The following is a 23,510-nucleotide window of genomic DNA, read 5'->3' on the forward strand; positions in this document are numbered from 1 at the left end:
TATCAATGGCGCGGATGCGTCACGGCGCGAATGAGCCACATTGTTTCCGATGGGTAACTCCGCCGCTCCGGCACGCGTCCCCCGCCCCGGAGGCCTCCAGACCTACAGTGCGTTTGTCCGATTGATCCCGAACTCAACCGAGGCCGCCCGTGAGAATCCCGCACCCCATCGCCATCGCGGTCGTCACCGCGGCCCTGCTCACCACCGCTGCCGGGCAGCCGGCCGACGCGGCCGCGAGCAGCCTGGTCGCCCAGTGGAAGATGAACGAGTCTTCCGGCGCGCGGACCATGGTCGACGCGAGCGGGCGCGGGCACCGCGGCAAGATCGGCAGCGAGGTCGTCACCGGGGTGCGCGCCGGTGGCGTCACCGGCTACCGCTTCGCCCGGGTCGTGCCGGACGTCCCGCCGCCCCGCCCCGGGCACATCATCACGGTCTCCGACAGCTCGGACCTCGACCCCGGCAACCGGAACTACGCGGTGACCCTCCGGTTCCGGACCACCGGGAAGTTCGGCAACATCGTGCAGAAGGGCCAGGCCACCGTCTCCGGCGGCAACTTCAAGGTGCAGATCCCGAACGGCGTCGTGCAGTGCTACTACCGCGGGTCGGCCGGCGCGATCCTGCTGTCGACGCCACGGAAGCTCAACGACGGCCTCTGGCACACGGCGCGCTGCGAGCGTACGCAGAAGGGGGTCTATCTCTTCGCCGACGGCGCCCTGGTCGCGTCGCGGATCGGCTGGACCGGCCGGATCTCCAACTCGTGGGCGGTGACCATCGGCGGCAAGCTCGACTGCGACCAGATCGAGGTGGGCTGCGACTACTACGTGGGCGACCTCGACTGGGTGGAGATCACCGCGGGCTAGATTAACGGGCGATGCCCGCCCCAGACGTGACCCGGCCCCGCCGCTTCGCCGCGCTCCGCAACCGGGACAGCCGCCCCTACCTGTTCGGGGCGGCGATGGCGATGATGGCCGACAACATCGAGCACGTCATCACCTACTGGGTGCTGTGGGAGACGTTCCGGTCGCCGGTGCTGTCCGGCTTCCAGGTGATCAGCCACTGGGTGCCGTTCCTGCTGTTCTCGGTGTATTTCGGCGGGCTGGCCGACCGGTTCGACTGCCGCCGGGTGATCCAGGTCGCGCAGACGCTGTTCATGCTGGTCTCGGCCGGGTGGGGCGTGCTGTTCCTGACCGGCACGCTCCAGGTCTGGTCGGCCTGCCTGCTGCTGGTGCTGCACGGCCTGGCCGGCGCGCTGTGGGGCCCGGCCGAGCAGTTGATGCTGCACGACTTCGTCGGCGACGACGACCTGCCCAGCGCGGTCCGCCTGAACGCCACGTTCCGCAGCCTGGGCATCCTGTTCGGTCCGGTGATCGGCTCGGCGCTGCTGCTCGGACTCGGGCCGACCTGGGGCATCGTCGCCAACATCGCGTTCTACCTGCCGCTGACGATCTTCCTGTTCCGCACCCGCTTCACCGGCCACACCCGCGACGCGTCCCCACGCCGCCGCATGGGTCTTCTCGGCGCGGTCCGCACGCTGCGCGAGGTCAGCGGCAACCGCACCCTGGTCAGCATGATCATCCTGGGCGGCCTGGGCTCGTTCTTCGTCGGCGCGTCCCTGCAGTCGGCCATGCCGATCTTCGCGCAGGACCTCGGGGCCGGCGGCGCGGGCACGGCGTACGGCATCCTGCTCTTCGCGACCGGCGCCGGCGGCGTGCTCGGCGGCGTCCTGATGGAGGCCACCGGCGTCGTCAAGGCGACCGTCGGGGCGGCGGTCACCAGCACGATGGTGTACGGGCTGAGCACGCTCTTCTTCGCCGTCTCGCCCTCCTATCCGCTCGCCGTGGCCCTGCTGCTCGTGGGCGGCGTGGCCAACCTCGCGTCGATGTCGATCGGTCAGACCGTGGTCCAGCTGCTGGCGCCCCCGGGCGAACGCGGCCGGGTGATCGGCGTCTACAACATGTCGGCCAACGGGCTCCGCTTCGGCAGCGGCCTGACCGTGGGCGTGCTGGGCGCGGCGATCGGGGTGCACTGGTCGCTGTCGCTGAGCGCGGCCGCCCTCTGCGTCGGCACGGCGCTGGCGGGCTGGGCGGCCTTCGCATCCCGCGATCGGCCACCCAGCTCTGTCGCCTAGGCGTTCTCGATCGCCTGTTTGACGCCGGTGCCGACGGCCTCACCGGCCAGCCAGCAGACGCCCGCTCCGACGAAGCCGCTGGCCCCGGCGGTCGGAATGAGCAGGGTCGCCATCACCGCGCCGCAGGCCGCGCCGGTGGCGACGCTGGCGGCCACACCCGCGATACCCGCCCACGCTTCCTGCGGATTCATGTTCGTCGTGGCCTCGGCGGCATTCTTGACGTTGCCGCCGGCGTCGACCGCCTTGACGATCTGGGTGGCGATCCAGGGAATGACCGCCTGGCCGGTCGGATCCGTGTTGCTGACCGGGTTGGCCATGCCGTAGCTGTATCGGTTGAGTTCCTTCCCCGACGGGTCGACCTGGGTGAACCGGGCCAGCTTCGGGTCGTGCTGCCGGTGCCCGAGCAGGTAGGTGCCGTGAGCGTCGTCGAGCTGCCACCCGCCGATCCAGCGGAACGGGTTGGCGGCGGCCGCCCAACCCGTCTTCGTGGTGTCGCCGTAGGGCTTGTAGGTGTACTTCGCCGCCTCGGCGTGGTTGGCGTCGACCAGGAGCAGGGTCGAGCCTTGGTAGTCGGTGACCGCGTAGAGCGGCTTGCCGTCCTCGGTGATCTGGCCGATCAGATTGCCGGCCGAGTCCCGCACAAAACTCGACCGCTTGCCGTCGGTGGTCACACCGGTGACGCCGATCGCGGTGTTCGTGAGCACCTGCTCGCGGGCGCCGGTCTTGATCACTGCGCGCTGGGTCTGGTCGGTGCTCTGGTAGGTGATTGCGATGTCGTTCAGCTTGGTGAGCTGGTTGGTCGGGCTGTAGGTGGCGCTGAGCTCACTGCCGCTGCCGATCGTCAGGTTGCCATTGCCGTCGTGGGTGTAGGTCACGCCGCCGGACGACGCCACCTGCCCCGCGTCATTGTTGGTGAAGGTCCTGCCCTCGGCCTCCTTCAGGTTCGACGCCTCGTCGAGCTTGTATTTGTGCGACCCCGCCTGCAGCAGCCGGTTGCGCTCGTCGTACTGGTAGCTGATCGTCGCGCCCTCCCGCTTCTCCGACTGGAGCAGCGAGGTGTCGCCGTCGGCGTCCTCCCAGTCGTAGCTGCGGTCGATCGGCTTGGTGCCGTCCGGGCGCTTGGCCACCAGTGACGTCTGCCGGCCGGACTTGTCGTACTCGGCGGTGACCTGGAAATCGCTGGCGAAGCGGGTCGAGGTGCGGCGGTCGGCCTTGTCGTAGCCGAACCGGGCCCACATGCCCGACTTCGGGCCGGACTGGTAATCCAGCCGGTTGGCCTTGTCGTACTCGTAGTCGACCAGGCCGCCGTCGTCCTGGATGCGGGTCAGGTTGTTGTTGAGGTCGTACCGGTAGTACACGTCGTACCGGAGACCGCCGCGGGTGTTGCGTGCCTCGGTCACCTGGTTGCGGGGGCTGTAGACGAACTCGGCGAAGCTGTCGGCGAACGACCGGCTCTTCAGGTTCCCGTTGGCGTCGTACTGGATGTATTGGATCGGCACGTAGGTGGTGCCGTCCACCCGCTGGACCTCCACGAGGCGGTCCAGGGCGTCGTACCGGTAATGGATCTTGTTCTTGTTGCCGTCGGTGGTGTCGGTGATCCGGTCGCGGTCGTCGTACTTGAAGCTCCGCTCCTGGAGCGCGCCGGGCGGGAACTCGCTGGTGAGGCGGCCGCCGTCGTCGTACTTGTAGGTGGTGACCCGGCCGTCCGGGTCGGTCGACCTGGTGACCTGGCCCCAGTCGTTGTGGTCGTACTTGTAGAGGTCCTTGTTGAGCGTGACCGACTTGGTGGAGAGCAGGTCGCCGTCCGCGCCGTAGGTGTTCGCGACCTTGTTGCCCTGCGGGTCGGTCATCGAGGTCGGGAACGACGGATGGGTGGCGTCGGTGTAGCCGGTCACCGACTTGGCCCCGGTCGGCAGGGTGGCGCTGGTCGGGTTGTTGGTGGTCTCGTCGAAGCCGTAGGTGACCTTGGCGCCGAGCCCGTTGGTGGTCGAGGCGACGTCGCTGTTGGCCGTCCACGACTTGCCCTGCTCGTTGCCGTTCGGGTCGATGGCCTTGGTCTGCCGGCCCTCGTCGTCGAAGTGGTAGGTCGAGGTGTTGCCGCGGGGGTCCTTCTCGGTGGTCTTCTTGCTCTCCGGATAGTCGTACGTGGTGACGGCCGGCGCCGCGCCGGTGGGCTCGCTGATCGTCTTCACGCGCCGCTGGTCGTCGTACGTCAGCGAATAGGTGCTGCCCTTGGGGTCGGTGATCGACGTGAGGTTGCCGCCGTCGTAGCCGAACGTGATCCGGTTGCCGAGCCGGTCCGGGAACGACGTCAGGTTGCCGCTGCCGTCGTACTCGAAGGGCCCGTGCACGCCGCCGGTCGTGTCGGTCATCCGCACGATCCGGTTGCCGGCGTCGTACTCGCTCATCGTGGTGACCCGCCCGAGCGGGTCGTAGATGGCGGCCAGCCGATCGTCGTGGGCCGCGTCGTAGTTCAGCTTGATCTTGACGTCGTTGTTGTTGCGCATCTCCCGCAGCGACCCGTTGCTGTGGAAGGTCCAGACGTCCTCGGAGTCGTCCCACTCCAGCTCGAACTGCCCGTCGGACCTCTTGGTGAGCTCGGCGTTGAGGCCGCTGCCGGTCTTCCAGGCGCCGTTCGAGCTCTTGGTGAACGTGCTGGTGTAGCCGGTCGGCCCGTGCAGCACGACCTTGGACGACTGGATGTCGATCCACACGTCCTGGCCGGTCGACATGGTCCAGCCCCGCCCGAACGCGCCCTGCTCGTCGTCCTGGGTGAGGTTGTTGTAGACGTGCGACACGTCGGTGCCGAACCCGATTCCGCTGACCCGCAGGTCCTGGTAGCGCACGATGACGTTGCCGTTGGCCGTGTTGACCAGCAGCTGGAGCCGGTCGGCGAGCTGGCGCAGCTCGATCGGGTACCACTCCTGCATGCCCAGCCCCGGCGCCGGCACGTCGTCGGTCGTGGTGGTCGTCCGGCGTGCGCCCTGTGGGTCGCCGCCGATCCCCGGGGTACGCCGGACCGCTCCCGGCGTGTCGGCTTTCGGTGCCCGGTCGGCGGTGAGGGCCGACGCGGTGCCGCCGGCCGGTGCGGCGCCGGCCGGCGCCGCGAGTGTGGTGGTGACCACGACGGCCGCGATGGCCACCGGACTCACCCAGCGAAGCTTCATCAGTTTCCCCCTGTCAACAGTTGCGGATCGCAACCTAGGGGGTCTCAGTACACATTGGATACACGCCTATCGATCTTGCATCTCCTGCTCACAGGCGGCGGCGCGGCCCAGCAGGACGGTCCGCTCGCGCTCGTTGCGGGTCAGCGCCGCCGCCCGCTCGAACTCCGCCCTCGCCTCGGCGGGCCGGCCCAGCTTGGCCAGGAAGTCGCCCCGCGCCACCGGCAGCAGGTGATAGTTCCGCAGGGCCGGGACGGCGATCAGCTGGTCGAGCAGGGCCAGCCCGGCCGCCGGCCCGAACGCCATGGACAGCGCCACCGCCCGGTTGAGCTCGACCACCGGGGACGGCATCGCCTCGGCCAGCCGCTCGTAGAGCCCGGCGATCCGCTCCCAGTCGGTGTCGGCGAAGCGCCGGGCCCGGGCGTGGCAGGCGACGATGGCCGCCTGGAGCACGTACGGGCCGGGCCGCCCGTCGATCAGGGTCTCGGCCCGCTCCAGCGCGGCCAGGCCACGGCGGATCAGCAGCTGGTCCCACCGGGCCCGGTTCTGGTCGGCCAGCAGGATCGGCTCGCCACCCGGGCCGGTGCGGGCGGCGGCCCGGGACGCCTGGATCTCCATCAGCGCCACCAGGCCGTGCACCTCGGGCTCGCGCGGGGCCAGCTGGGCCAGGACCCGGCCCAGCCGCAGCGCGTCCGCACACAGCCCCGGCCGCATCCAGTCGTCGCCGGCGGTGGCCGCGTACCCCTCGTTGAAGATCAGGTAGACGACCTCGAGCACCGAGCCGAGCCGGGCCGCCAGCTCGGCGCCCCGCGGCACCTCGAACGGCACCTGGGCGGTGGCCAGGGTCTTCTTGGCCCGGACGATCCGCTGGGCCACGGTCGGCTCCGGCACCAGGAAGGCCCGGGCGATCTCGTCGGTGGTCAGCCCGCCGAGCAGCCGCAGGGTCAGCGCGACCCGGGCCTCGGCCGACAGCACCGGGTGGCAGGCCACGAACACCAGCCGCAGCAGGTCGTCGCCGATGCCGTCGTCGTCGGCGACCACCGCGCCGATGTCCGGTGACGACTCCTCGAGATCGCGGCCGAGCTTTTGGAGCTTGCGCCTGAAGGTCTCGTCGCGCCGGATCCGGTCGATGGCCCGGCGCTTGGCCGTGGTCATCAGCCACGCGCCGGGGTTGCGCGGCACGCCCTCGCCCGGCCACTGCTCCAGCGCCGCGACCAGGGCGTCCTGCGCGAGCTCCTCGGCCAGCCCGACGTCGCGGACGAACCGGGCCAGCCCGGCGATGAGCCGGGCCGCCTCGATCCGCCAGACCGCCTCGATCGCGCGGTGGGTGTCAGTTACCACGTGCCAATGTCTACCCCAATGAGTTGTGGCCGGGAGCGGCCTGCGCCTCGCGCTTGGCCACGGCCTCACGCTGCTCGGGGGTCAGCTCCTCGCCGAGGTCGTCGGCCGAGATGACCGGCCGGATCTCGATGTTGGTGGGCTCGGCCCCGTCCGGGACGTGGACCGGGCAGCGCTTGAACCACTCGACGCACTCGTCCAGCGACTTCATCTCGACCAGGAAGAAGCCGGACAGCAGCTCCTTGGTCTCGGTGAACGGCCCGTCCACCACGGTGGTGGCCCGGCCGTCGAAGTAGATCCGGGCGCCCTTGGCGCTGGGGTGGATGCCATCCGCGGCCAGCAGCACGCCGGCGTCGACCATCTCCTGGATGAAGCCGCCCATCCGCTCGATCTCCTCGCTGGTGACCGGCCGGCCGGCCTCGCTCTCCGCCGTGGCCTTGGTGATGACCATGAACCGCATCGCTGTCTCCTCATCTCAGGGTGCCTTGTCACCAACGCGTCGAACGGCGATCGGCCCACTCGACACCCGGCCGGAGGTTTCTGCGGGGCCGGTGTGAGCCAGGAAACTTTTCGAGCGTCGTTGAACCAGGGCGGGCGCGGGCCGTTCTATGCCAGTGGAGCCGAGCGGTTGCCGATGGGGGGCCACGACGCCGCCGCTCCAGCGGAGTACAGCGACTGGTGATGACGTCATCGCTTTCCGCGGCCGCGCCGGGACTTTGGGGACTCGGCGCGGCCTCTCCGTTTCCGCGCCGGAACGATGAGAGCGGGGGTCCGATGCAGAACACGCTGGACGTGGGCGAGGAGCAGCTCTGGCGGGCGACGGTGCGCGCGCTGCTGCTGATGCCCACCGCGGTGGAACGCGACCTGCGCTTCGCGTCGGGTCTGACCCTGTCCATGTACGCCGCCCTGCTGGTCCTGGCCGACGCGCCGGACGAGCGGATGCGGATGGCGCACCTGGCCGAGGCGGCGGGCATCGCGCGCAGCCGGTTGAGCCGGGTCGTCGACCGCCTGGAGGCGACCGGCTCGGTGACCCGCGAGGCCTACGAGGGTGACCTGCGCGTCTACCAGGTGGTGCTGACCGAGCGCGGCCGGCGCCGGGTGGCGACCGTGCAGTCCCGGCTCACCACCACCGTCCGGAGCCGCCTGCTCGGCCCGGTGGCGGACGCCGACCTGACCCCGGCCACCTTCGCCGGGCTGATGGCCCGCCTCGCGGAGGCGTCCGAACCCGCACGCTGATACATCCGGGCACGGTCAGCTACCTGACATCCGGATCGGGTGATCCATCCGCCTAATATGCAGCGGTGTGCGCGGTGCGGTTCTCCATCCTCGGCCCGACCCGGGCGTGGCGCGGTGACGACGAGGTCGACCTCGGCGCCGCCCGTCAGCCGCGCCTGATCCTGGCCCTGCTGCTGGCCCGCGCGGCGTCCGGCGCGGGCGCGAGCCTCACCGAGCTGGTCGACCTGCTGTGGCCGGCCGATCCGCCGGCCAGCGCCCCGAACGTCGTCCACCGGCATGTCGGCGTCCTGCGCCGGGCCCTCGAGCCCGGCCTGCCGACCCGGGCCGCCGGCTCCTACCTGCTGCGCGACGGCGCGCAGTACCGCATCCAGCCGGTCGGCGACGGCCTCGACCTGGTGCGGTTCCGCGAGCTGGTGGCGCGGGCCCGGGCGGCGGCCGACGACGAGGCGGTCGACCTGTACCTCCAGGGGCTCGGCCTGTGGCAGAACCGCTGCGCGTTCGAGCTGCGGACCGGTGGGCCGGTCCACCCCGACTTCGTCGCGATCGACGGCGAGGGCCTGGCCGCGATGCGCGAGGCCGTCGACGCCGCGTTGCGGTGCGGGCGGGTCCGGGCCGTCGAGGAGGCGGTACGCGGATGCGTGGAGCTGGAGCCGCTCGACGAGGCGCTCCAGGCCCGGATGGTGCTGGTGCTCGCCGCCACGGGCCGGACGGCCGAGGCGCTGGCCTGCTACGACGCCGTGCGGCGGCGGCTGGCCGACGAGCGGGGCATCCAGCCCGGCCCCGAGCTGAGGGAGGCCTACGCCCGCCTGCTCCACCCGGACGCCGCCCCGCTGCCGGCGGCGACGAACGCCCCGGTGCCGTCCCAGCTGCCGCCCGACCATCCACACTTCGTGGGCCGCCGCGACGACATCCGGCGCGCCGACCGGCTGCTGGCCGACGACCGCCGGGCCGGCCGGCCGACCCGGGCCCTGGTCATCGACGGCATGCCGGGGGTCGGCAAGACCACGCTGGCCGTCCACCTGGCCCATCACCTGGCGCCCGGCTATCCCGACGGCCGGCTCTACGCCGACCTGCGCGGGTTCGCCGCCGACCAGAACGTGATGACGCCGGGCGAGGCGCTGCGCGGCTTCCTGTGGTCGCTGGGCGTGGCGCCGGCCGCGATCCCGGCCGAGCTGCACGCGCAGGCCGGCCTGCTGCGCAGCGTCCTGGCCGGGCGCAAGGTGCTGATCCTGCTGGACAACTGCAGCGACTGGCAGCAGATCCGGCACCTGCTGCCGGGCAGCGGCGAGAGCCTGGTCATCACCACCAGCCGACGGTCGATCACCGGGCTGCTGACCTCGGCCGGGGCCCACCCGCTGTCGCTCGACCCGCTGCCCGCCGGCGAGGCGCGTGAGCTGCTGGCGCAGCGGCTGGGCGAGGACCGGGCGGCCGCCGAGCCGCAGGCCATCGACAAGATCATCAACCGGTGTGGACGGTTGCCGCTGGCCCTGGCGCTGGTCGCCACCCGGTCGGCCATCCACCCCGAGCTGACGCTGGGCGGCATCGCCGACGCGCTCGACTCCGCGTCGGGCCGGCTGGACGGGTTCGGCGACGCGGTCTTCGACCTGAACGCGATCTTCTCGTGGTCGTACCACGCGCTCTCGGACCGGGCCGCCCGCCTGTTCCGGCTGCTGCCGCTGCACCCGGACGTCGAGTTCGGCACCGCCGCCACCGCCGCGCTGGCCGGGGTGCCCCCGCACGCCGCCGCCTCGCTGCTGGCCGAGCTGCGGTCGCATCTGCTGGTCCAGTCGATCGGCGACCGCTGGCGGATGCACGATCTGCTCCGGGCGTACGCCACCGAACTCGGCGAGGAGCACGACGGACCGGCGGCGCGGCGCGCGGCCGAGCACCGCCTGCTCGCGTACTTCCATCACACCGCGTACGCGGGTCATCTCGCCCTGCACCCCCAGCTACCCGCTCCCCCGCCGCAACCACCGCCGGCCGGGGTCATCCCCGGCGTCTTCGCCGACCAGCACGAGGCGATGAGCTGGTTCCTGGCCGAACAGCACAACGTGCTGGCCACGGTCGAGATCGCGCAGGCCGCGGGCGCGCCGCAGCCGGCCTGGGAGACGGCCCTGACGCTGCAGACGTTCCTGCAGTACACCGGCCAGATCGACGCGTGGGCCACGGCGGCCCGGGTGGGGCTGGCGACGGCCGGCGACGACCTGCTCGGGCAGGCGCTGATGCACCGCAGCCTGGCCGGGGTCTGCTATTTCCGGTCCGACTTCGAGACCGGGCTGGCCCATCTGGAACAGGCCCGGTCCGGGTTCGAGCGGCTGGGCCGGCCGATCGGGCAGGCCCACGTCGAGACCAACATCGCCGAGATCGTCTTCGACCAGGAGCGGTACGCCGAGGCGATCGGCCACGGGCGGACGGCGCTGGAGCTGTTCCGGGCCGGCGACTCCCGGCGGGGCCAGGGCGGCGCGCTCATGGTGATCGCCAAGGCGACGCTGTCGGCGGGCGACCCGCAGCGGGCGCTGACCCTGTTCGACGAGGCCCGGCGGCTCTACGAGAGCGTGGACGACCTGCACGGCGTGGGCACGGCGCTGGCCTGGTCGGGCGAGGCGTACGGCCACCTCAACGACCACGACCGCCGCCTCGCCAGCCTCTACCAGGGTGTGGCCGCGTTCCGCCTGGCCGAGTCGCCGATGAACGCCGCCGAGACGCTGACCCTGATCGGCGACGCGCTGTGGGCCGACGGGCAGCCCGACAATGCCCGCCACCTGTGGCGCGAGGCCCTGGGCGACATCGACCGCGCCGACCCGGCCCTGGCCCGGCGGATCATCGAGCGGATCCAGCGTGGCCTGCTGATCCGGGCTAGTGCGGGCTGACCCGCACGTCGGGCATCGCGTCCCACCAGGTCGCCTCGCGCAGCGTCGCCAGCAGCCGCTCACGCTGCTCGGGGCGTTGCCGGTCGACGAAGAGCACCCCGTCGAGGTGGTCGTTCTCGTGCTGGACGCACCGCGCGACGAGACCTTCCCCGACGATCTGCACCGGGTCGCCGTGTGAGCTGAAGCCCTTGGCGATCACGTTCTGGCGCCGGCGGGTGTCGAGGTAGACCCCCGGGATGGAGAGGCAGCCCTCGGGGCCGTCCTGCTCTTCCTCGTCGGGGAAGTCGAGCACCGGGTTGACCAGGTGGTGGATCTCGCCGTCGGTGATCTTCGGGCTGATCGCGAAGACCCGCAGGCTCACCCCGAGCTGGGGTGCGGCCAGCCCGGCGCCGCCCGAGCTCTCCAGGGTCTCGGTCAGATCGCCGATCAACGTACGCAACTCGGCGTCGAAGTCGGTAACCGGCTCGGCCTTGGCCCGCAGGACCTCGTCGCCGATGAGCCGAATGGGAAGCACCGTCATGGTCACCACGATAGGTCGTCTCGGACATGGAGACCGCCCGGCGTCCTGGGGCACATCAAAGACGCCGGGCGGGAGGACCGCCGGCCGGACTTTCGGACAGCCGGTCGGCGGCGCGCCGAGCCCACCAGCCGAAGCTGGGCCGTATTGGGACTCGGCATCCTGGTACAACGGCCGGCGACCGTGATCGTTCAAACCGGCTTCTCAGCCCGTTCTCAGCCCCAGAAGACGTAGGTCGCCTTGTACGGCACCGAAGCCTTGGCGCCGTCGGTGCACGCCCCGGCCGGCGCCACGCCGCCCGAGGTGCGCAGCCGCTGGATGTACTGCGCCTTGGCGAGCTGACCGTTGGCCGCGCCGCTGTGGCTGTTGATCTGGAGCAGCAGCTCGTTGATGGTGCCGGGCCGCGTCTGCTCGCCGACCTTGGTCGCGGTGACCAGCGAGCCGTCCCGCTCCGACTGCCAGCTCGGGCCGGCGAAGTGGTGCAGCCGCCCGGTCCGGCCGACGAGCACCGCCTCCGGCGTGGAGGCGCCGGTGAAGACGCCGCCGGTGCAGGTGTAGGTCTGGGTGCCCCGGGCGACGTCGAACGAGCTGAGCCGCTTGAGGCCGGCCGGCGGGTCGATCGGGGACGCGGCGTGGGTGGTGGTCGGGTGCGGCCGCGGTCGGGCGGTGGTCTCGGCCGCGGAGGCGTTGAAGGTGACCGCGGTGACCGCCGCCACCACGACTGTGGCGGCGCCGGCGAGGCTGAGCCGACGTACCGTGCTCCGGCCTGGGGTCATGGGGTGCTCCTTGTTTCTCGGTTGCCCGTGCGATCCCCACCGACGGCGGCGGCCCGTCAAGGTTCGATCAGCGCGATCCTTGTCTCACCGTTGATCCGATCGCGCTGTGAATCAACATCTGATGGAAGACGTCAGGCGTGGTGGCCGTTGAGGGAGGTCAGGGCGGCGTGGACGTGCCCGCTCGTCTCCGCCAGGGCCTGCCGCGCCTGGTCGGCCGTGGTCCCGGCGATCAGCGTCACCACGGCGACCTTGGCGTCGCCACCGGCCTCGGTCAGCGCCCGCCGGCAGGCTTCCTCGTCGGCGCCGGTGGCCTCGACCAGGATCCGGAGCCGGCGGTCGCGGAGCTTGGCGTTCGCGGCCAGCATGTCGGTCATCAGGTTGGAGTAGGTGCGGCCCAGCCGGACCATGGTGGCCGTGGAGAAGGCGTTCAGGATGAGCTTCTGGGCCGTGCCGGCCTTCATCCGGGTCGAGCCGGTCAGCACCTCGGGACCGGTGTCCGGCGCCACGTGCACGTCGGCCAGCGGGGCCAGCGGCGACGCCGGGTTGGCCGAGATCAGCACGGTGCCGGCGCCGGCGGCGCGGGCGGCGATCAGGGCGCCGCGCACGTACGGCGTACGCCCGCTGGCCGTGACACCGACCACCACCTCGCCGGCGGCGAAGGCGGCCACCGCACCACCCGCGGCCTCGTCGTCCTCGGCCGCCTCGGACGGGCGGGTCAGCGCCGGCACGCCACCGGCGATGTGCGCGACGACCCGGTCCGGTGAGACACCGAACGTGGGGATCAGCTCGGCCGCGTCCAGCACGGCGATCCGGCCGGATGTTCCCGCGCCCACATAGTGGATGCGGCACCCACCGGATAGCGCGGCCACCGCCATGTCGACCGCGTCGGCCAGCTGCGGGAGCACCGCGGCGACCGCGAGCGGCACCGTCCGGTCCTCGGCGTTGATCAGGGCCAGCAGGTCGACCGTGGACATCCGGTCGAGGGCCATGCTGCGCGGGTTCCGCTGTTCGGTGCGGGACAGGTCGGTCATGAGCGCCTCACGTGCCGGCCACGGACCGCCTCGTACGTGACGTCCAGCGCGGCCCGGGTCTCCGGGTAGGTGCGCTGCGCGACGCCGACGAAGACGCAGTCGATGACGGTGAGCTGGGCGAGCCGGCTGGCCATGGCGCCCGACCGGAACGTGGTCTCCCGCGCGGCCGTGGTCAGCACCAGGTCGGCCACCCGGGTGATCGGCGACTTGGGGAAGTTCGTCAACGCGACCGTCCGGGCGCCGTGCTTGCCGGCCTCGGCGAACGCCTCGATCGTGTCCACGGTCGTGCCGGTGTGCGAGATGCCGAAGGCGACATCCCGCTCGTCGAGCAGCGCCGCGCTGGTCAGGGCCATGTGCATGTCGCTCCAGGCGTACGCGATCCGGCCGATCCGATGAAGTTTCTGCTGGAAGTCGGCGGCGACGAACGCGCTCGCCCCCACACCGTAGATGTCCACCCGCCGCGCCACCGCGACCAGCGCCACCACCTGCTCGAGCACCGCGACGTCGAGCTGGGTGGCCGTCTCCTCGACGGCCCGGGCGTCGGCGAACGCGATCTTCTTCACCACCTGCCCGAGGTCGTCGGTCTCGCTGATGTCACCGCCGATGGCCTCCTCGTCGGCGGCCAGGTCGGCGGCGCGCCCGGCCTCGGCGGCCAGCGTCAGCCGCAGCTGCGGGTAGCCGCTGAAGCCCATCGCCCGGCAGAACCGGATCACCGTGGTCTCCGACGACCGGGCCCGCGCGGCCAGGTCACTGATGGTCAGCCGGGCCGCGGTGGCCGCCTCCTCGATGATCACCTCGGCGACCCGCCGCTCGGCCGGCGACAGCGACGGCAGCAGGCCCCGCGCCCGCACCGCGGTGGGTGAGCGGTCGGTCATGGACAGTGATTTCCTTCGGTCGGTAGGTTCGGAAGTCTATGGACCTCGTGCTGGGTGTCGACGCGGGCGCCACGACCACCCGCAGCGTGCTGGCCACGACCGACGGCCACGTGATCGGCCGGGGTCGGGCCGGTGGCGCCAACCTCAACAGCAGCGGCCGCGACCTGGCCGACACCCTCCGGCGCGCGCTGGGCGCGGCCGTGGCCGGCGCCGACCCGTCGATGGTCCGGCTCGGCGTTCTCGGCGCGGCCGGTTCGGCCGGAGCCGGGCGACGAGTCTTCGGTACGGCCGCAGTGGAAGCGTGGCGCACGATGGGCCTTCCGGGAGTCCCGGTTACGACCACCGACCTGGAAGTCGCATTCGCCGCCGGCACCTGGGAGCAGCAGGGAACCCTGCTGCTCTCGGGCACCGGCGCCCTGGCGGCCCGCTTCGAGTCCGGCGCCCTGACCCACCGCTGCGACGGCTACGGCTGGCTGCTCGGCGACGAGGGTTCCGCCGTCTGGATCGCCCTCCGCGCCCTGCGCGCCTGCCTGGCCGCCCTCGACGGCCGCGGCCCCGAAACCGCCCTGCTCCCCGCCACCCGCGACCTCTTCGCCATAACCACCCCACCACGCGACCCGCTGACCAGCGCCGCCGCGCCGCCCGCCCCGCTCATCACAACCGCCGCGCCGCTTCCCCCGCTCGACGCCGCCGACCCATCGCGCGACCCGCTCGACACCGACCACGCGTTGCCCGGCCCGCTCGACCCCGCCGCCGCGCCGGGTGCTGTCGACGCCGGTCGTGACGGCCGTGAGGATCTCGCCCAGGCGATCCTGGCCGACGCCTTCCGCCGGCCACCCGCCGAGCTCGGCCGCCTGGCGCCCGCGGTGAGCGCTCTCGCCGACCGGGGCGACCCCGTCGCCCGGCAGATCTGCGCCGACGCGGCCGCCCGCCTGCTGCACACCTTCGACTCGGTCGGACCCCCGCCGAAGAGCGCCGTCGTGCTGGCCGGCTCGGTCCTGCTCTCCCCCGGCCCGGTCGCGCGGGCCGTGCGCGAAGGACTCCGCCGCCGCACCACGACCGAGCCGTCCGAAGCCCGCGACGGCGCCGGCGGCGCCGCGGCCATGGCGATCGCGCATCTGACCGGCGCCCCCGCCCCGAGAGCCGTCCACGCCCGCCTGACCAGCCAAGATCAACTTTGAGCCTCGCGCGCGCCGCCCCCGCCCCCACCCCGGCACTGGGTGGGCGCAAAAGTAGCGTGGGGGTACGACGTTTTCCGGCGCCTGTCCACAACCGCGATGCGGCGTGGTCACGAGCCCAGCCGCGAATAGAGCAGATAGTGCCGCCGCCGCGCGTCGAACGCCCGCAGCTCGGGCCCCCACGCCCCGACGACCTCGTCCGGCGTGGCGCCCGCGTCGATCATGGTGCGCAGCCGGGTCGAGCCGGTCAGCAGGTCGATCCAGAACGGCCGGGCGCCGCCGTCGTTGCGCCACGCGAAGGCCGGGAACGTCCGGGCCGCGACCAGCATCGTGACCGCTGTCCGGATCGGGTCGAAGGCGCCCTGGTCGGTGACCTTGACCTCGATGCCCGCGCAGGTCTGGTTGGCGAACTTGTTGAAGGTGGGCACGAAGTACGCCTCGCGGAACTCGACACCGGGAAGGTTGTAGGAGGAGGCGAGGTCGCACCAGTGGTAGTCGAAGCCGGGCCCGCCGATCAGCTCGAACGGCCGGGTCGTGCCCCGGCCCTCGGAGAGCGACGCGACGCCCTCGAACATCCCGGTGCCGGGGTAGACCACCGCGGTGTCCGGCGTCGGCATGTTCGGGCTGGGCAGCACCCAGGGCAGGTCGGTGTCGCCGGCGCGGAGCCGCCCGGTCCAGCCGAGGCAGGCGACCACGTCGAGGCGGACCGGGCGCCCGGCCTCGGCCGGCAGCAGCTCGCCGTTGTAGTAGCGGGCCAGCTCGCCCACGGTCATGCCGTGCTGCTGGACGATCTCCTTGCGCCCGACGCCGCTGGTGAAGCCGGGCGTCATCATCGGCCCGTAGGCCCGGCCGCCGATCGGGTTGGGCCGGTCGAGGACCACGAACCGCAGGCCGAGGCGGGCGGCCGCGCACATGGCGTCGTACAGCGTCCAGATGTAGGTGTAGAAGCGCGCGCCGACGTCCTGGATGTCGAAGACCACCGTGCGGACGCCGGCCGCCGTGAACATCTCGCCCCACTTGGCCTGCGTGGCGCCGTACGCGTCGTAGACGGTGAGGCCGGTGCGGGCGTCGATGCCCGTGCCCTCACTGCCGCCCGCCTGGGCCGAACCGCGGAAGCCGTGCTCCGGGCCGAACACGCCCCCGATCGTCACGCCATCGGCGTGCATACGGTCGACGAGGTGCCGGTATCCGCGGTCGACCCCGGTGGGGTTGGAGATCACGCCGATGCGTTCGCCGCGGACGGCGTCCCAACCCGATGCGGCGAGGCGGTCCATGCCGGTCCGGACCGGTATCCGAGGTATCAGTCCGGGTCTGGCCTCGGCAGGCGAGGACCCCGCCGCCACTCCACCGGCCACCCCCGCGCCGGCGGCTGCAAGCAGACGGCGCCTGCCGAGTTGGACACCCCACCGCATGGCCGCGACCGTACCCCTCGTCTCGCTTTGATGGCAATAACCTTCGCCCCACTTGAAGAATCCGAAGGAAAGCTCCATCCTATCGACGCATGGAGAGGTGTGAATGATGAGGCGAGCGACCACCCTGACCCTCAGCCTGATCGTCGCCATGGTTAGCGCGGCGGGACCTGCGGCGGCGGCCGACCCCACGGGGGCGCCCACGGTGACGCCCGCCGACCTCGACTTCCGCGACGACGTGCTGCGGACCGGGACCGCGCGGCAGGTCGGTCTGATACCCGACAGGGTGGCCGCGATGCCGGCCATCGCCGCCTCCTACCTCACGCCGACCCTCGATCACCCCACCTGGCCCGCGTACGCCGGCGCGTCGGTGCTCGCGGCCCACCACGGCGTGATCGTGTCGCGCTTCGCGGTCGGTGACGCGGTCCGCTACTCGGCCGTCGGGCCGGCGCCCGCGCGCGAGGGCGTCGAACTGCCGGCGGAGCAGCGCATCCCGGCCCGCCCGGACACCATCTGGGACCTGGCGTCGATCTCCAAGCTGTTCACCACGGTCACGCTGCTGCAGCAGGTGGAGTCGGGCCGGGTGTCGCTGGACGCGCCGGTCTCGGCCTACGTGCCCGAGTTCGGCAAACCCACCATCACGGTACGGAATCTGCTCACGCACACCTCGGGGCTGCCGGCGTTCCTGCCGTTCTACAGCTCGTACCCCACGCCCGAGACCCGCCTGCGGGCCGCGATCACCACGCCGGTCACCGCCGGGACGACGCCGGGCGGGCAGTACGTCTACTCCGACATCGGGCTGATCGTGCTCGGCGTGCTGGTCGAGCGGGTCACCGGCAAGGGCCTGGCCACCGCGGTCCAGGACGCCGTGATCGCGCCGCTGGGCCTGACCGACACCGGCTACAACCCGGGCGAGGCGAAGAAGCCGAGGATCGCCGCGACCGAATACGAGCCGTACGTGAACCGCGGCATGGTCTGGGGCGAGGTGCACGACGAGAACGCCTGGAGCCTCGGCGGCGTGGCCGGGCACGCCGGCCTGTTCTCCACCGTGGACGACATGGCGGTCTTCTGCCAGATGCTGCTCAACGGCGGCACGTACGCCGGGAAGCGGATCCTCGCCGAGAGCACCGTGCGGGCGGCGCTGGTCAACTACAACGCCGGGCTCGAGACGGCCTACCCGGAGAGCGACCGCGGGCTGGGCTTCGAGCTCAACAAGCACTGGTACATGGGCGGCCTGTCGTCGCCGGTGGCCTTCGGGCACACCGGGTTCACCGGCACCACCATCGTGATCGACCCGCTGGCCCACTCGTTCCTGATCGTGTTCAGCAACCGGGTGCACCCGGACCGGAACTGGGGCAGCAACAACGTGGCCCGGCGGGCGCTGGCGGCGGCGTTCGCCGATGCGAATCCGGTCCGGCCGCCGTCCGGCGGCACATCGTGGCGAGCCTTCAACAAGGACCTGACGACCACCACTCTCGTAGCGCCGCTCAAGAGCCCGTCCCGGGCCGGCGCCGTCCTCAGCGCGCAGCTCTGGTACGACACCGAGCCGCGCAGCGACGTCGTCCGGGTGGAGACCTCCGCCGACGGGGCCACCTGGACGCCGCTGCCGGCCCGCCTCCGGAGCGAGAAGGGTCGGTACGACAGCACCGGCACGATCACCGGCTTCGGCGGCCGGACCTGGTGGCAGCTGGTCGCCACCCTCCCGGCCGGCGTGACGCACGTGCGGTTCGGCTACACCACCGATGTCAGCTCACAGGGCCGCGGCGTCTACGTCGACCGCGTGCTCGTCGACGATCACGGCGCGACGCTGTTCCGGGGCGACGGCTTCCGCGCGGACGGATGGGCCCTCACGAATTCCTAGGAGCGGCGATATGTCAGGGACGACTTTCGGCCGGCGCGGGCTGCTGCGGGGCAGTGCCGCGGCGGGTGCGCTGGGCCTGCTCGGCGGCTGCGCGATGGGCGGCGGGGACTCCGACTCCGGCGGCGGCGAGAAGGGCGACGTCAACTCGCAGAACCCGCTGGGGGTCAAGGAGGATCTGCCGCTCGAGGTGGTGATCTTCAACGGCGGCTTCGGCGAGGAGTACGCCAAGGCCCACGAGACCATGTACGAGCAGCGGCACCCGCGGTCGAAGGTGAAGCACTCGGCCACCCAGCAGATCTCGCAGACGTTGCAGCCGCGGTTCGTCGCCGGTGACCCGCCCGACGTGGTCAACAACTCCGGCGGCAACCAGATCGACTTCAACGGGCTGGTGTCCCAGGGCGCGCTGACCGACCTCGGCGACCTGCTCGAGGCGCCGAGCCTGGACGACCCGGCCAAGAAGGTCAAGGACACGCTGCGGCCGGGGATCGCCGAGCTGGGCTCGTACGACGGGAAGTTCCTGTCCTTGAACTACGCCTATTCGGCGTACGCGATCTGGCAGTCCGACAAGCTCTTCCAGGCCCGGGGCTGGCAGTACCCGAAGACCTGGGACGAGATGATCTCGCTGTGCCGGGAGATCAAGAAGGCCGGGATCGCCCCGTGGACCTACACCGGCGTGCACGCGCGCTACATGAGCTGGCCGATCCTCGCCTCGGCGGCCAAGCTGGGCGGCGTCGAGGTGCTCAAGGCGATCGACAACCTCGAGCCGAACGCCTGGAAGCACGACGCCGTGAAGACCGCCGCCGACGCCTGGTCGCAGCTCGCGGCCGACGGGTTCGTGCAGGCCGGCGCCGAGGGCATGGACCACATCCAGGCGCAGACCGAGTGGTGCAACGGCAAGGCCGCGTTCATCTCGTGCGGCTCGTGGCTGGAGAACGAGCAGAAGAAGGTCACGCCGCCCGGCTTCGCCATGTCCGCGCACCCCACACCCAGCCTCTCGTCCGCCGACAAACTGCCTTTCGAGGCTTTCCGGGGTACGGGCAGCGAGCCGTTCGTGGTGCCGGCCAAGGCCAAGAACCCGCGCGGCGGCCTGGAGTACCTGCGCGTGATGCTCTCCAAGCAGGGCGCCGCCGACTTCACCAAGAAGGTCAGCAGCCTGACCGTGGTCGCCGGGTCGAGCGACGGCATCGAACTGGGCCCCGGCCTCACCTCGGTGACCAAGATGATCGAGACGGCGGGCGACACCGGCACGTTCAACTGGCTGTACAACGCGTTCTACCGCAAGCTCGAACGCGAACTGGTCAACGCCGCCACCGCCGACCTGTTCGCCAAGCGCGTCACCGCCGCCCAGTGGGTCGACAAGTGCCAGCAGGCGGCCGACTCGATCGCGAAGGACTCGTCCATCAAGAAGTACAAGCGGGCCTGATGCGCGGCAAGCGCCTGTTCATCGCCACCTTCCTGATCCCGCCGCTGCTGCTGTACGCGATCTTCGTGGTGTCGCCGTACGCCCAGGCCTTCCAGATCTCGGCGACGAACTGGGGTGGCCTGGCGCCCGACTTCGACTTCGTCGGCCTGGCCAACTTCCGCCGGCTGATCGGTGACGGCACGTTCTGGAACGCGTTGCGGCACAACGCGATCCTGCTGGCGCTGCTGCCCGTGGCGACGATCGTGCTGGGCCTGTTCCTGGCCTCGATGATCAGCGTGGGCGGCCGCACGGACCGGGCCGGGGTGCACGGCGTACGCGGCGCGGGCCTCTACCGCATCGTCTACTTCTTCCCGCAGGTGTTGTCGGTGGCCATCGTCGGCGTGCTGTGGAAGGAGATGTACGCCCCGAACAGCGGCCTGATCAACGGCGCGCTCCGGGCGGTCGGGCTGGACGCGCTGGCCCAGCCGTGGCTCGGCGACCCGCGGTTCTCGTTCTGGTGCCTGGCCGTCGTGCTGCTGTGGAGCAACGTCGGCTTCTACGTGGTGCTGTTCAGCGCCGCGATGCAGTCGATACCTCGGGACATCTACGAGGCGGCGCTGCTCGACGGCGCCGGCCGCGGGGCCACCCTGTTCCGCGTCACGGTGCCGCTGGTCTGGGACAGCATCCAGGTGGCCTGGGTCTATCTCGCGATCCTGGCGATCGACGCGTTCGCGGTGGCGCAGATCGTGACCAACGGCGGGCCCGGCTATTCGTCCGACGTGGTGGGTTTGCGGCTCTACAAGACCGCGTTCAACGAATCCCAATTCGGGTACGCCTCGGCGATCGGCGTGGCGATGTTCTTCCTCACGCTGTCGGTGGCGGCGGTCTTCCTGCGAGTGACGCGGCGCGAACGGGTGGAACTGTGACGGCCCATTCCCCTCCGGCCACTTCGGCGCCTTCCCGGCGTACCCCTCGGATCGCCGGTCTTTCGATTCTGTCGCACGGATTTCTGATCGGCTGGGCGGTGCTGACCACCCTGCCGCTGGCGTGGGCGCTGGTCAGCTCGCTGAAGAGTGACAGCGAGATCCTCAGCGACCCGTGGGGGCTGCCGTCCGACCTGCGCTGGGAGAATTTCGCGCGGGCGTGGGGCGCGGCGCACATCGGGCGCTATTTCCTGAACAGCGCCATCGTCGTGTCCGGCGCGCTCGTGCTCACCATGCTGTTCGGGGCGATGGCGGCGTACGTGCTGGCGCGCTACCGATTCCGCGGGGCGCGGCTGGTCTATTTCGTGTTCGTCGGCGGCATGATGTTCCCGGTCTTCCTGGCCCTGGTGCCGCTGTTCTTCGTGGTGCGCAATCTGGGTCTGCTGGGCACGCTTCCCGGGCTGATCCTGGTGTACGCCGCCTATTCGCTGCCGTTCACCGTGTTCTTCCTGACCGCGTTCTTCCGTACCCTGCCTACCTCGGTCGCCGAGGCCGCCATGGTCGACGGCTGCGGCCATTTCCGGCTGTTCTTCCAGGTGATGTTGCCGATGGCGCGACCCGGCCTGGTCAGCGTGGCCATCTTCACCTTCCTGTTCCAGTGGAATCAGTACGTGCTGCCGATCGTGCTGATGCAGGGCGAAGGGGCGGAGAAGCGCTGGGTGCTGGCGCAGGGGCTGACCGCGCTGGCGGTCAACGAGGGCTACCAGGGCGACTACAGCGGCCTGTTCGCCGGCATGACGATCGCGATGCTTCCGGTCCTGATCGGGTACGTCATCTTCCACCGCCAGGTCCAGAACGGACTCGCGGCGGGCCAGATGCGCTGAGACCGCCGCGCATCCGACCCGCCGCGGCAGGTCTCACCGGTCAGGCCGCGGGGCGCTCCACCTCGGCGCGCAGGGCCGGAAGCTTGCCGGCCAGCGACTCGGGATTGCCCGGGCTGTCGACCAGGACGCCGTTCGAGTAGCCGTCCGACCAGACACACACGGCGGCCGCGCGCCCGTTCCACCTACCGTCGGCGCACTGGGCGGTGCCACCGAGCGGGCCCGGCTCGACCGACAGCATCGTGCCGGTCTTGAAGCGCTTGTCGATCTCGGAGCTGAACAGCGCGCCCCGCTCCGCCTCGGACGTGCTGGAGCCGGACACGGCCCAGACGTAGACGATGTTGCGCTGCGCGTCGTCGCCGAACACACCCTCGGCCCGCGCCGTGACCGGGAACAGGTCGGGCGACGCGGCCGGCTTGTTCTTGCCCTTGTCGCCGGCCCGCGACGGCTTGACGCCGCCCAGCGTGGCCGGCAGCGCCACCGTCATCGTGCCGTTCGCGTTGTCACCCGCGCCGGACGTGCTGGCCGCCGTGCCGCCGCTGCCCGGTTTGGCCGACGCGACGCCGGTGGGCGCCGGGCTGCTCGGCGCGGCCGCCGGGTCATCGTCACCGCCGATCAGACCCGCGGCGTACGCCCCACCGGTCAGCGCCACGCCCACGATCACCACGATCACGAGAATCCACAGCAGGACACGAGCCCCGCCCGACCGCTGCGGCGGCTCGACCGGTTCCGGCCTGGACACTGGGCCGGGCCCGAACCCTCCGAACGAGTCCGACATCAAGTCCCCTCCTCCTTCGCTGTACCTCTCAGTGATCACGCATAACAGCCGTGACTGGTTCAGTACTCACCGGTAAGTACGCTTATCCAACCGCATCCGGACCGATTTCGCATCACCCCCGAATTTCTGCCGGTCGATGCCGAAAACCGCGTCGCGGGCCCACTCGAAAGGCGCGTTTGAGCAGCTCACCATGCTTGAATCACCCTCCGCAAGGCCCCGGCCGGAGGCCTGCCCCGGTGACCCAAAGCGACGCGCACAAACGCACACGGTCGCGAAAGTGATATGTCTAACGGCCCCATCCGACGTGATCTGCATAACGCGTTATGCGGTAACGCTCAGTAATCGATCACGATGTTACGTGCAATACACAACCTTGTAATCAAGACCATTCCCACCGCGCGCGACATCGGCAACACACGCGGTACTCGGCTTCCCCGGGGTGAATCGCGCCGTGAAGCGCCTCCGGAAGTTGGCACAGATTTATTCGCGGACCTACCCTGCCGCGGCCGTTCGACAGCGATCAGCGAGCGGACCCTGCCGGGCGGTAACACCGTCGGGCGCCGCGCGTCGTCCACGCGCTGCTTCGCCACCTCGAAGCCGCCGGCCGCTGAGCTTCGAGCGCACCAGGCGCCCGAGCTGCCCGCCCGTCCTCGCTGCCGCCGCTCACTCGCGAGGCCTGGCACGCAACAACAGACACGCGAGCGGCGCGCCGTCCTGCCTACCACCATCGCGAACAGTGGTAGAGCAGCACGGCATCGCGGCCCCGAATACCGCCCAGGCCTACCACCGCCACGAACGGCGGTAGCCCAGCACGGCATCGCCGCCCCACGGGCCGGACATGAACGCGCCGATCTCACCAGGACACCGCAGGACCTACCACTGCTTGGGGCGTCTTGGGTGGGTGGCGGCAGCGGGCGTGAGTGGGCAGTCCGGGCGCCTGGCAGCCCAGCTTTCCCATGACCAGCGCGAGGCACCGACGCGAGGGCGGGCACGCAGCGAGCGCCGACACTCCGCCGGCCACAACGACGACGGGCACCAGCGCAGCCCGGCCAGCACGGATGGCCAGCACGGATGGCCAGCACGGATGGCCAGCACGGATGGCCAGCACGGATGGCCAGCACGGATGGCCAGCACGGATGGCCA

At 71.3% G+C, this 23,510-nt stretch carries 18 protein-coding genes; 9 read left to right on the forward strand and 9 right to left on the reverse strand.

The window, feature by feature from the left end; translation table 11 throughout:
- The first annotated feature begins 149 nt into the window (after positions 1-149).
- Together AB0M54_RS30255 and AB0M54_RS30260 are read left to right on the forward strand one after the other, a co-directional pair.
- Positions 150-860, forward strand: a complete 711-nt coding sequence (locus AB0M54_RS30255; RefSeq protein WP_364328983.1) for a laminin G domain-containing protein — start codon at positions 150-152, stop codon at positions 858-860.
- An 11-nt stretch (positions 861-871) separates the two neighbouring features.
- Positions 872-2,128 carry an MFS transporter gene (locus AB0M54_RS30260; protein WP_364328986.1) on the forward strand — a complete coding sequence of 419 codons (1,257 nt, stop codon included), beginning with the start codon at positions 872-874 and terminating at the stop codon, positions 2,126-2,128.
- Here the strand turns inward: AB0M54_RS30260 and AB0M54_RS30265 are convergent.
- From AB0M54_RS30265 to AB0M54_RS30275, 3 genes are all read right to left on the reverse strand, one after another.
- Positions 2,125-5,295 carry an RHS repeat-associated core domain-containing protein gene (locus AB0M54_RS30265; protein ID WP_364475051.1) on the reverse strand — a complete coding sequence of 1,057 codons (3,171 nt, stop codon included), beginning with the start codon at positions 5,293-5,295 and terminating at the stop codon, positions 2,125-2,127. The two genes, AB0M54_RS30260 and AB0M54_RS30265, sit on opposite strands and share 4 nt — an antisense overlap.
- 66 nt (positions 5,296-5,361) lie before the next feature.
- A complete protein-coding gene (locus AB0M54_RS30270; protein WP_364475053.1) occupies positions 5,362-6,633 on the reverse strand; it encodes an RNA polymerase sigma factor in 1,272 nt (423 codons plus the stop codon).
- 10 nt (positions 6,634-6,643) lie between these two features.
- Positions 6,644-7,090 carry a YciI family protein gene (locus AB0M54_RS30275; protein ID WP_364328995.1) on the reverse strand — a complete coding sequence of 149 codons (447 nt, stop codon included), beginning with the start codon at positions 7,088-7,090 and terminating at the stop codon, positions 6,644-6,646.
- A 314-nt stretch (positions 7,091-7,404) separates the two neighbouring features.
- Here AB0M54_RS30275 and AB0M54_RS30280 point away from each other — a divergent pair, with 314 nt between their 5' ends.
- Together AB0M54_RS30280 and AB0M54_RS30285 are read left to right on the forward strand one after the other, a co-directional pair.
- On the forward strand, positions 7,405-7,866 hold the full coding sequence (locus AB0M54_RS30280; protein WP_364328998.1) for a MarR family transcriptional regulator: 462 nt from the start codon (positions 7,405-7,407) through the stop codon (positions 7,864-7,866).
- Between the two features lie 74 nt (positions 7,867-7,940).
- Positions 7,941-10,736, forward strand: a complete 2,796-nt coding sequence (locus AB0M54_RS30285) for a BTAD domain-containing putative transcriptional regulator (RefSeq protein ID WP_364475055.1) — start codon at positions 7,941-7,943, stop codon at positions 10,734-10,736.
- Here the strand turns inward: AB0M54_RS30285 and def are convergent.
- The 4 genes from def to AB0M54_RS30305 form a co-directional block, all read right to left on the reverse strand.
- On the reverse strand, positions 10,723-11,256 hold the full coding sequence (def, locus tag AB0M54_RS30290; protein ID WP_364329004.1) for a peptide deformylase: 534 nt from the start codon (positions 11,254-11,256) through the stop codon (positions 10,723-10,725). The genes AB0M54_RS30285 and def overlap by 14 nt on opposite strands.
- A 212-nt stretch (positions 11,257-11,468) precedes the next feature.
- A complete protein-coding gene (locus AB0M54_RS30295; RefSeq protein WP_364329007.1) occupies positions 11,469-12,029 on the reverse strand; it encodes a DUF3455 domain-containing protein in 561 nt (186 codons plus the stop codon).
- Positions 12,030-12,160: 131 nt separating this feature from the next.
- A complete protein-coding gene (gene murQ, locus AB0M54_RS30300) occupies positions 12,161-13,060 on the reverse strand; it encodes an N-acetylmuramic acid 6-phosphate etherase (RefSeq protein WP_364475057.1) in 900 nt (299 codons plus the stop codon).
- Entirely contained in the window at positions 13,057-13,935 is an 879-nt protein-coding gene (locus AB0M54_RS30305) for a MurR/RpiR family transcriptional regulator (protein WP_364329013.1), read from the reverse strand. The genes murQ and AB0M54_RS30305 overlap by 4 nt, the downstream gene beginning before the upstream one ends.
- 38 nt (positions 13,936-13,973) lie before the next feature.
- On the opposite strand from AB0M54_RS30305, the gene AB0M54_RS30310 reads away from it, so the two are divergent.
- Positions 13,974-15,116 carry a BadF/BadG/BcrA/BcrD ATPase family protein gene (locus AB0M54_RS30310; RefSeq protein ID WP_364475059.1) on the forward strand — a complete coding sequence of 381 codons (1,143 nt, stop codon included), beginning with the start codon at positions 13,974-13,976 and terminating at the stop codon, positions 15,114-15,116.
- A 107-nt stretch (positions 15,117-15,223) separates the two neighbouring features.
- On the opposite strand, the gene AB0M54_RS30315 is transcribed toward AB0M54_RS30310, so the two are convergent.
- Positions 15,224-16,387, reverse strand: coding sequence for a DUF1343 domain-containing protein (locus AB0M54_RS30315; protein WP_364475061.1), 1,164 nt, complete (start codon positions 16,385-16,387; stop codon positions 15,224-15,226).
- A 244-nt stretch (positions 16,388-16,631) separates the two neighbouring features.
- Between AB0M54_RS30315 and AB0M54_RS30320 the strand changes: the two genes are divergently transcribed.
- The 4 genes from AB0M54_RS30320 to AB0M54_RS30335 are packed head-to-tail and all read left to right on the forward strand — an operon-like array spanning position 16,632 to position 21,592.
- Entirely contained in the window at positions 16,632-18,383 is a 1,752-nt protein-coding gene (locus AB0M54_RS30320; RefSeq protein ID WP_364475063.1) for a serine hydrolase, read from the forward strand.
- A gap of 10 nt (positions 18,384-18,393) precedes the next feature.
- Positions 18,394-19,806 (forward strand): N-acetylglucosamine/diacetylchitobiose ABC transporter substrate-binding protein, encoded by a 1,413-nt coding sequence (ngcE, locus tag AB0M54_RS30325; RefSeq protein WP_364329025.1) that lies wholly within the window; start codon positions 18,394-18,396, stop codon positions 19,804-19,806.
- Positions 19,806-20,711: a sugar ABC transporter permease gene (locus AB0M54_RS30330; RefSeq protein ID WP_364475065.1), complete on the forward strand. Its 906-nt coding sequence runs from the start codon at positions 19,806-19,808 to the stop codon at positions 20,709-20,711. The genes ngcE and AB0M54_RS30330 overlap by 1 nt, the downstream gene beginning before the upstream one ends.
- 50 nt (positions 20,712-20,761) lie before the next feature.
- Entirely contained in the window at positions 20,762-21,592 is an 831-nt protein-coding gene (locus AB0M54_RS30335; RefSeq protein WP_364475194.1) for a carbohydrate ABC transporter permease, read from the forward strand.
- A 40-nt stretch (positions 21,593-21,632) separates the two neighbouring features.
- On the opposite strand, the gene AB0M54_RS30340 is transcribed toward AB0M54_RS30335, so the two are convergent.
- A complete protein-coding gene (locus AB0M54_RS30340; RefSeq protein WP_364475067.1) occupies positions 21,633-22,367 on the reverse strand; it encodes a hypothetical protein in 735 nt (244 codons plus the stop codon).
- Positions 22,368-23,510: the final 1,143 nt, after the last annotated feature.

The sequence above is a fragment of the Actinoplanes sp. NPDC051470 genome (genome assembly GCF_040682035.1).
In the GTDB taxonomy this organism is placed as follows: Bacteria; Actinomycetota; Actinomycetes; order Mycobacteriales; family Micromonosporaceae; genus Actinoplanes.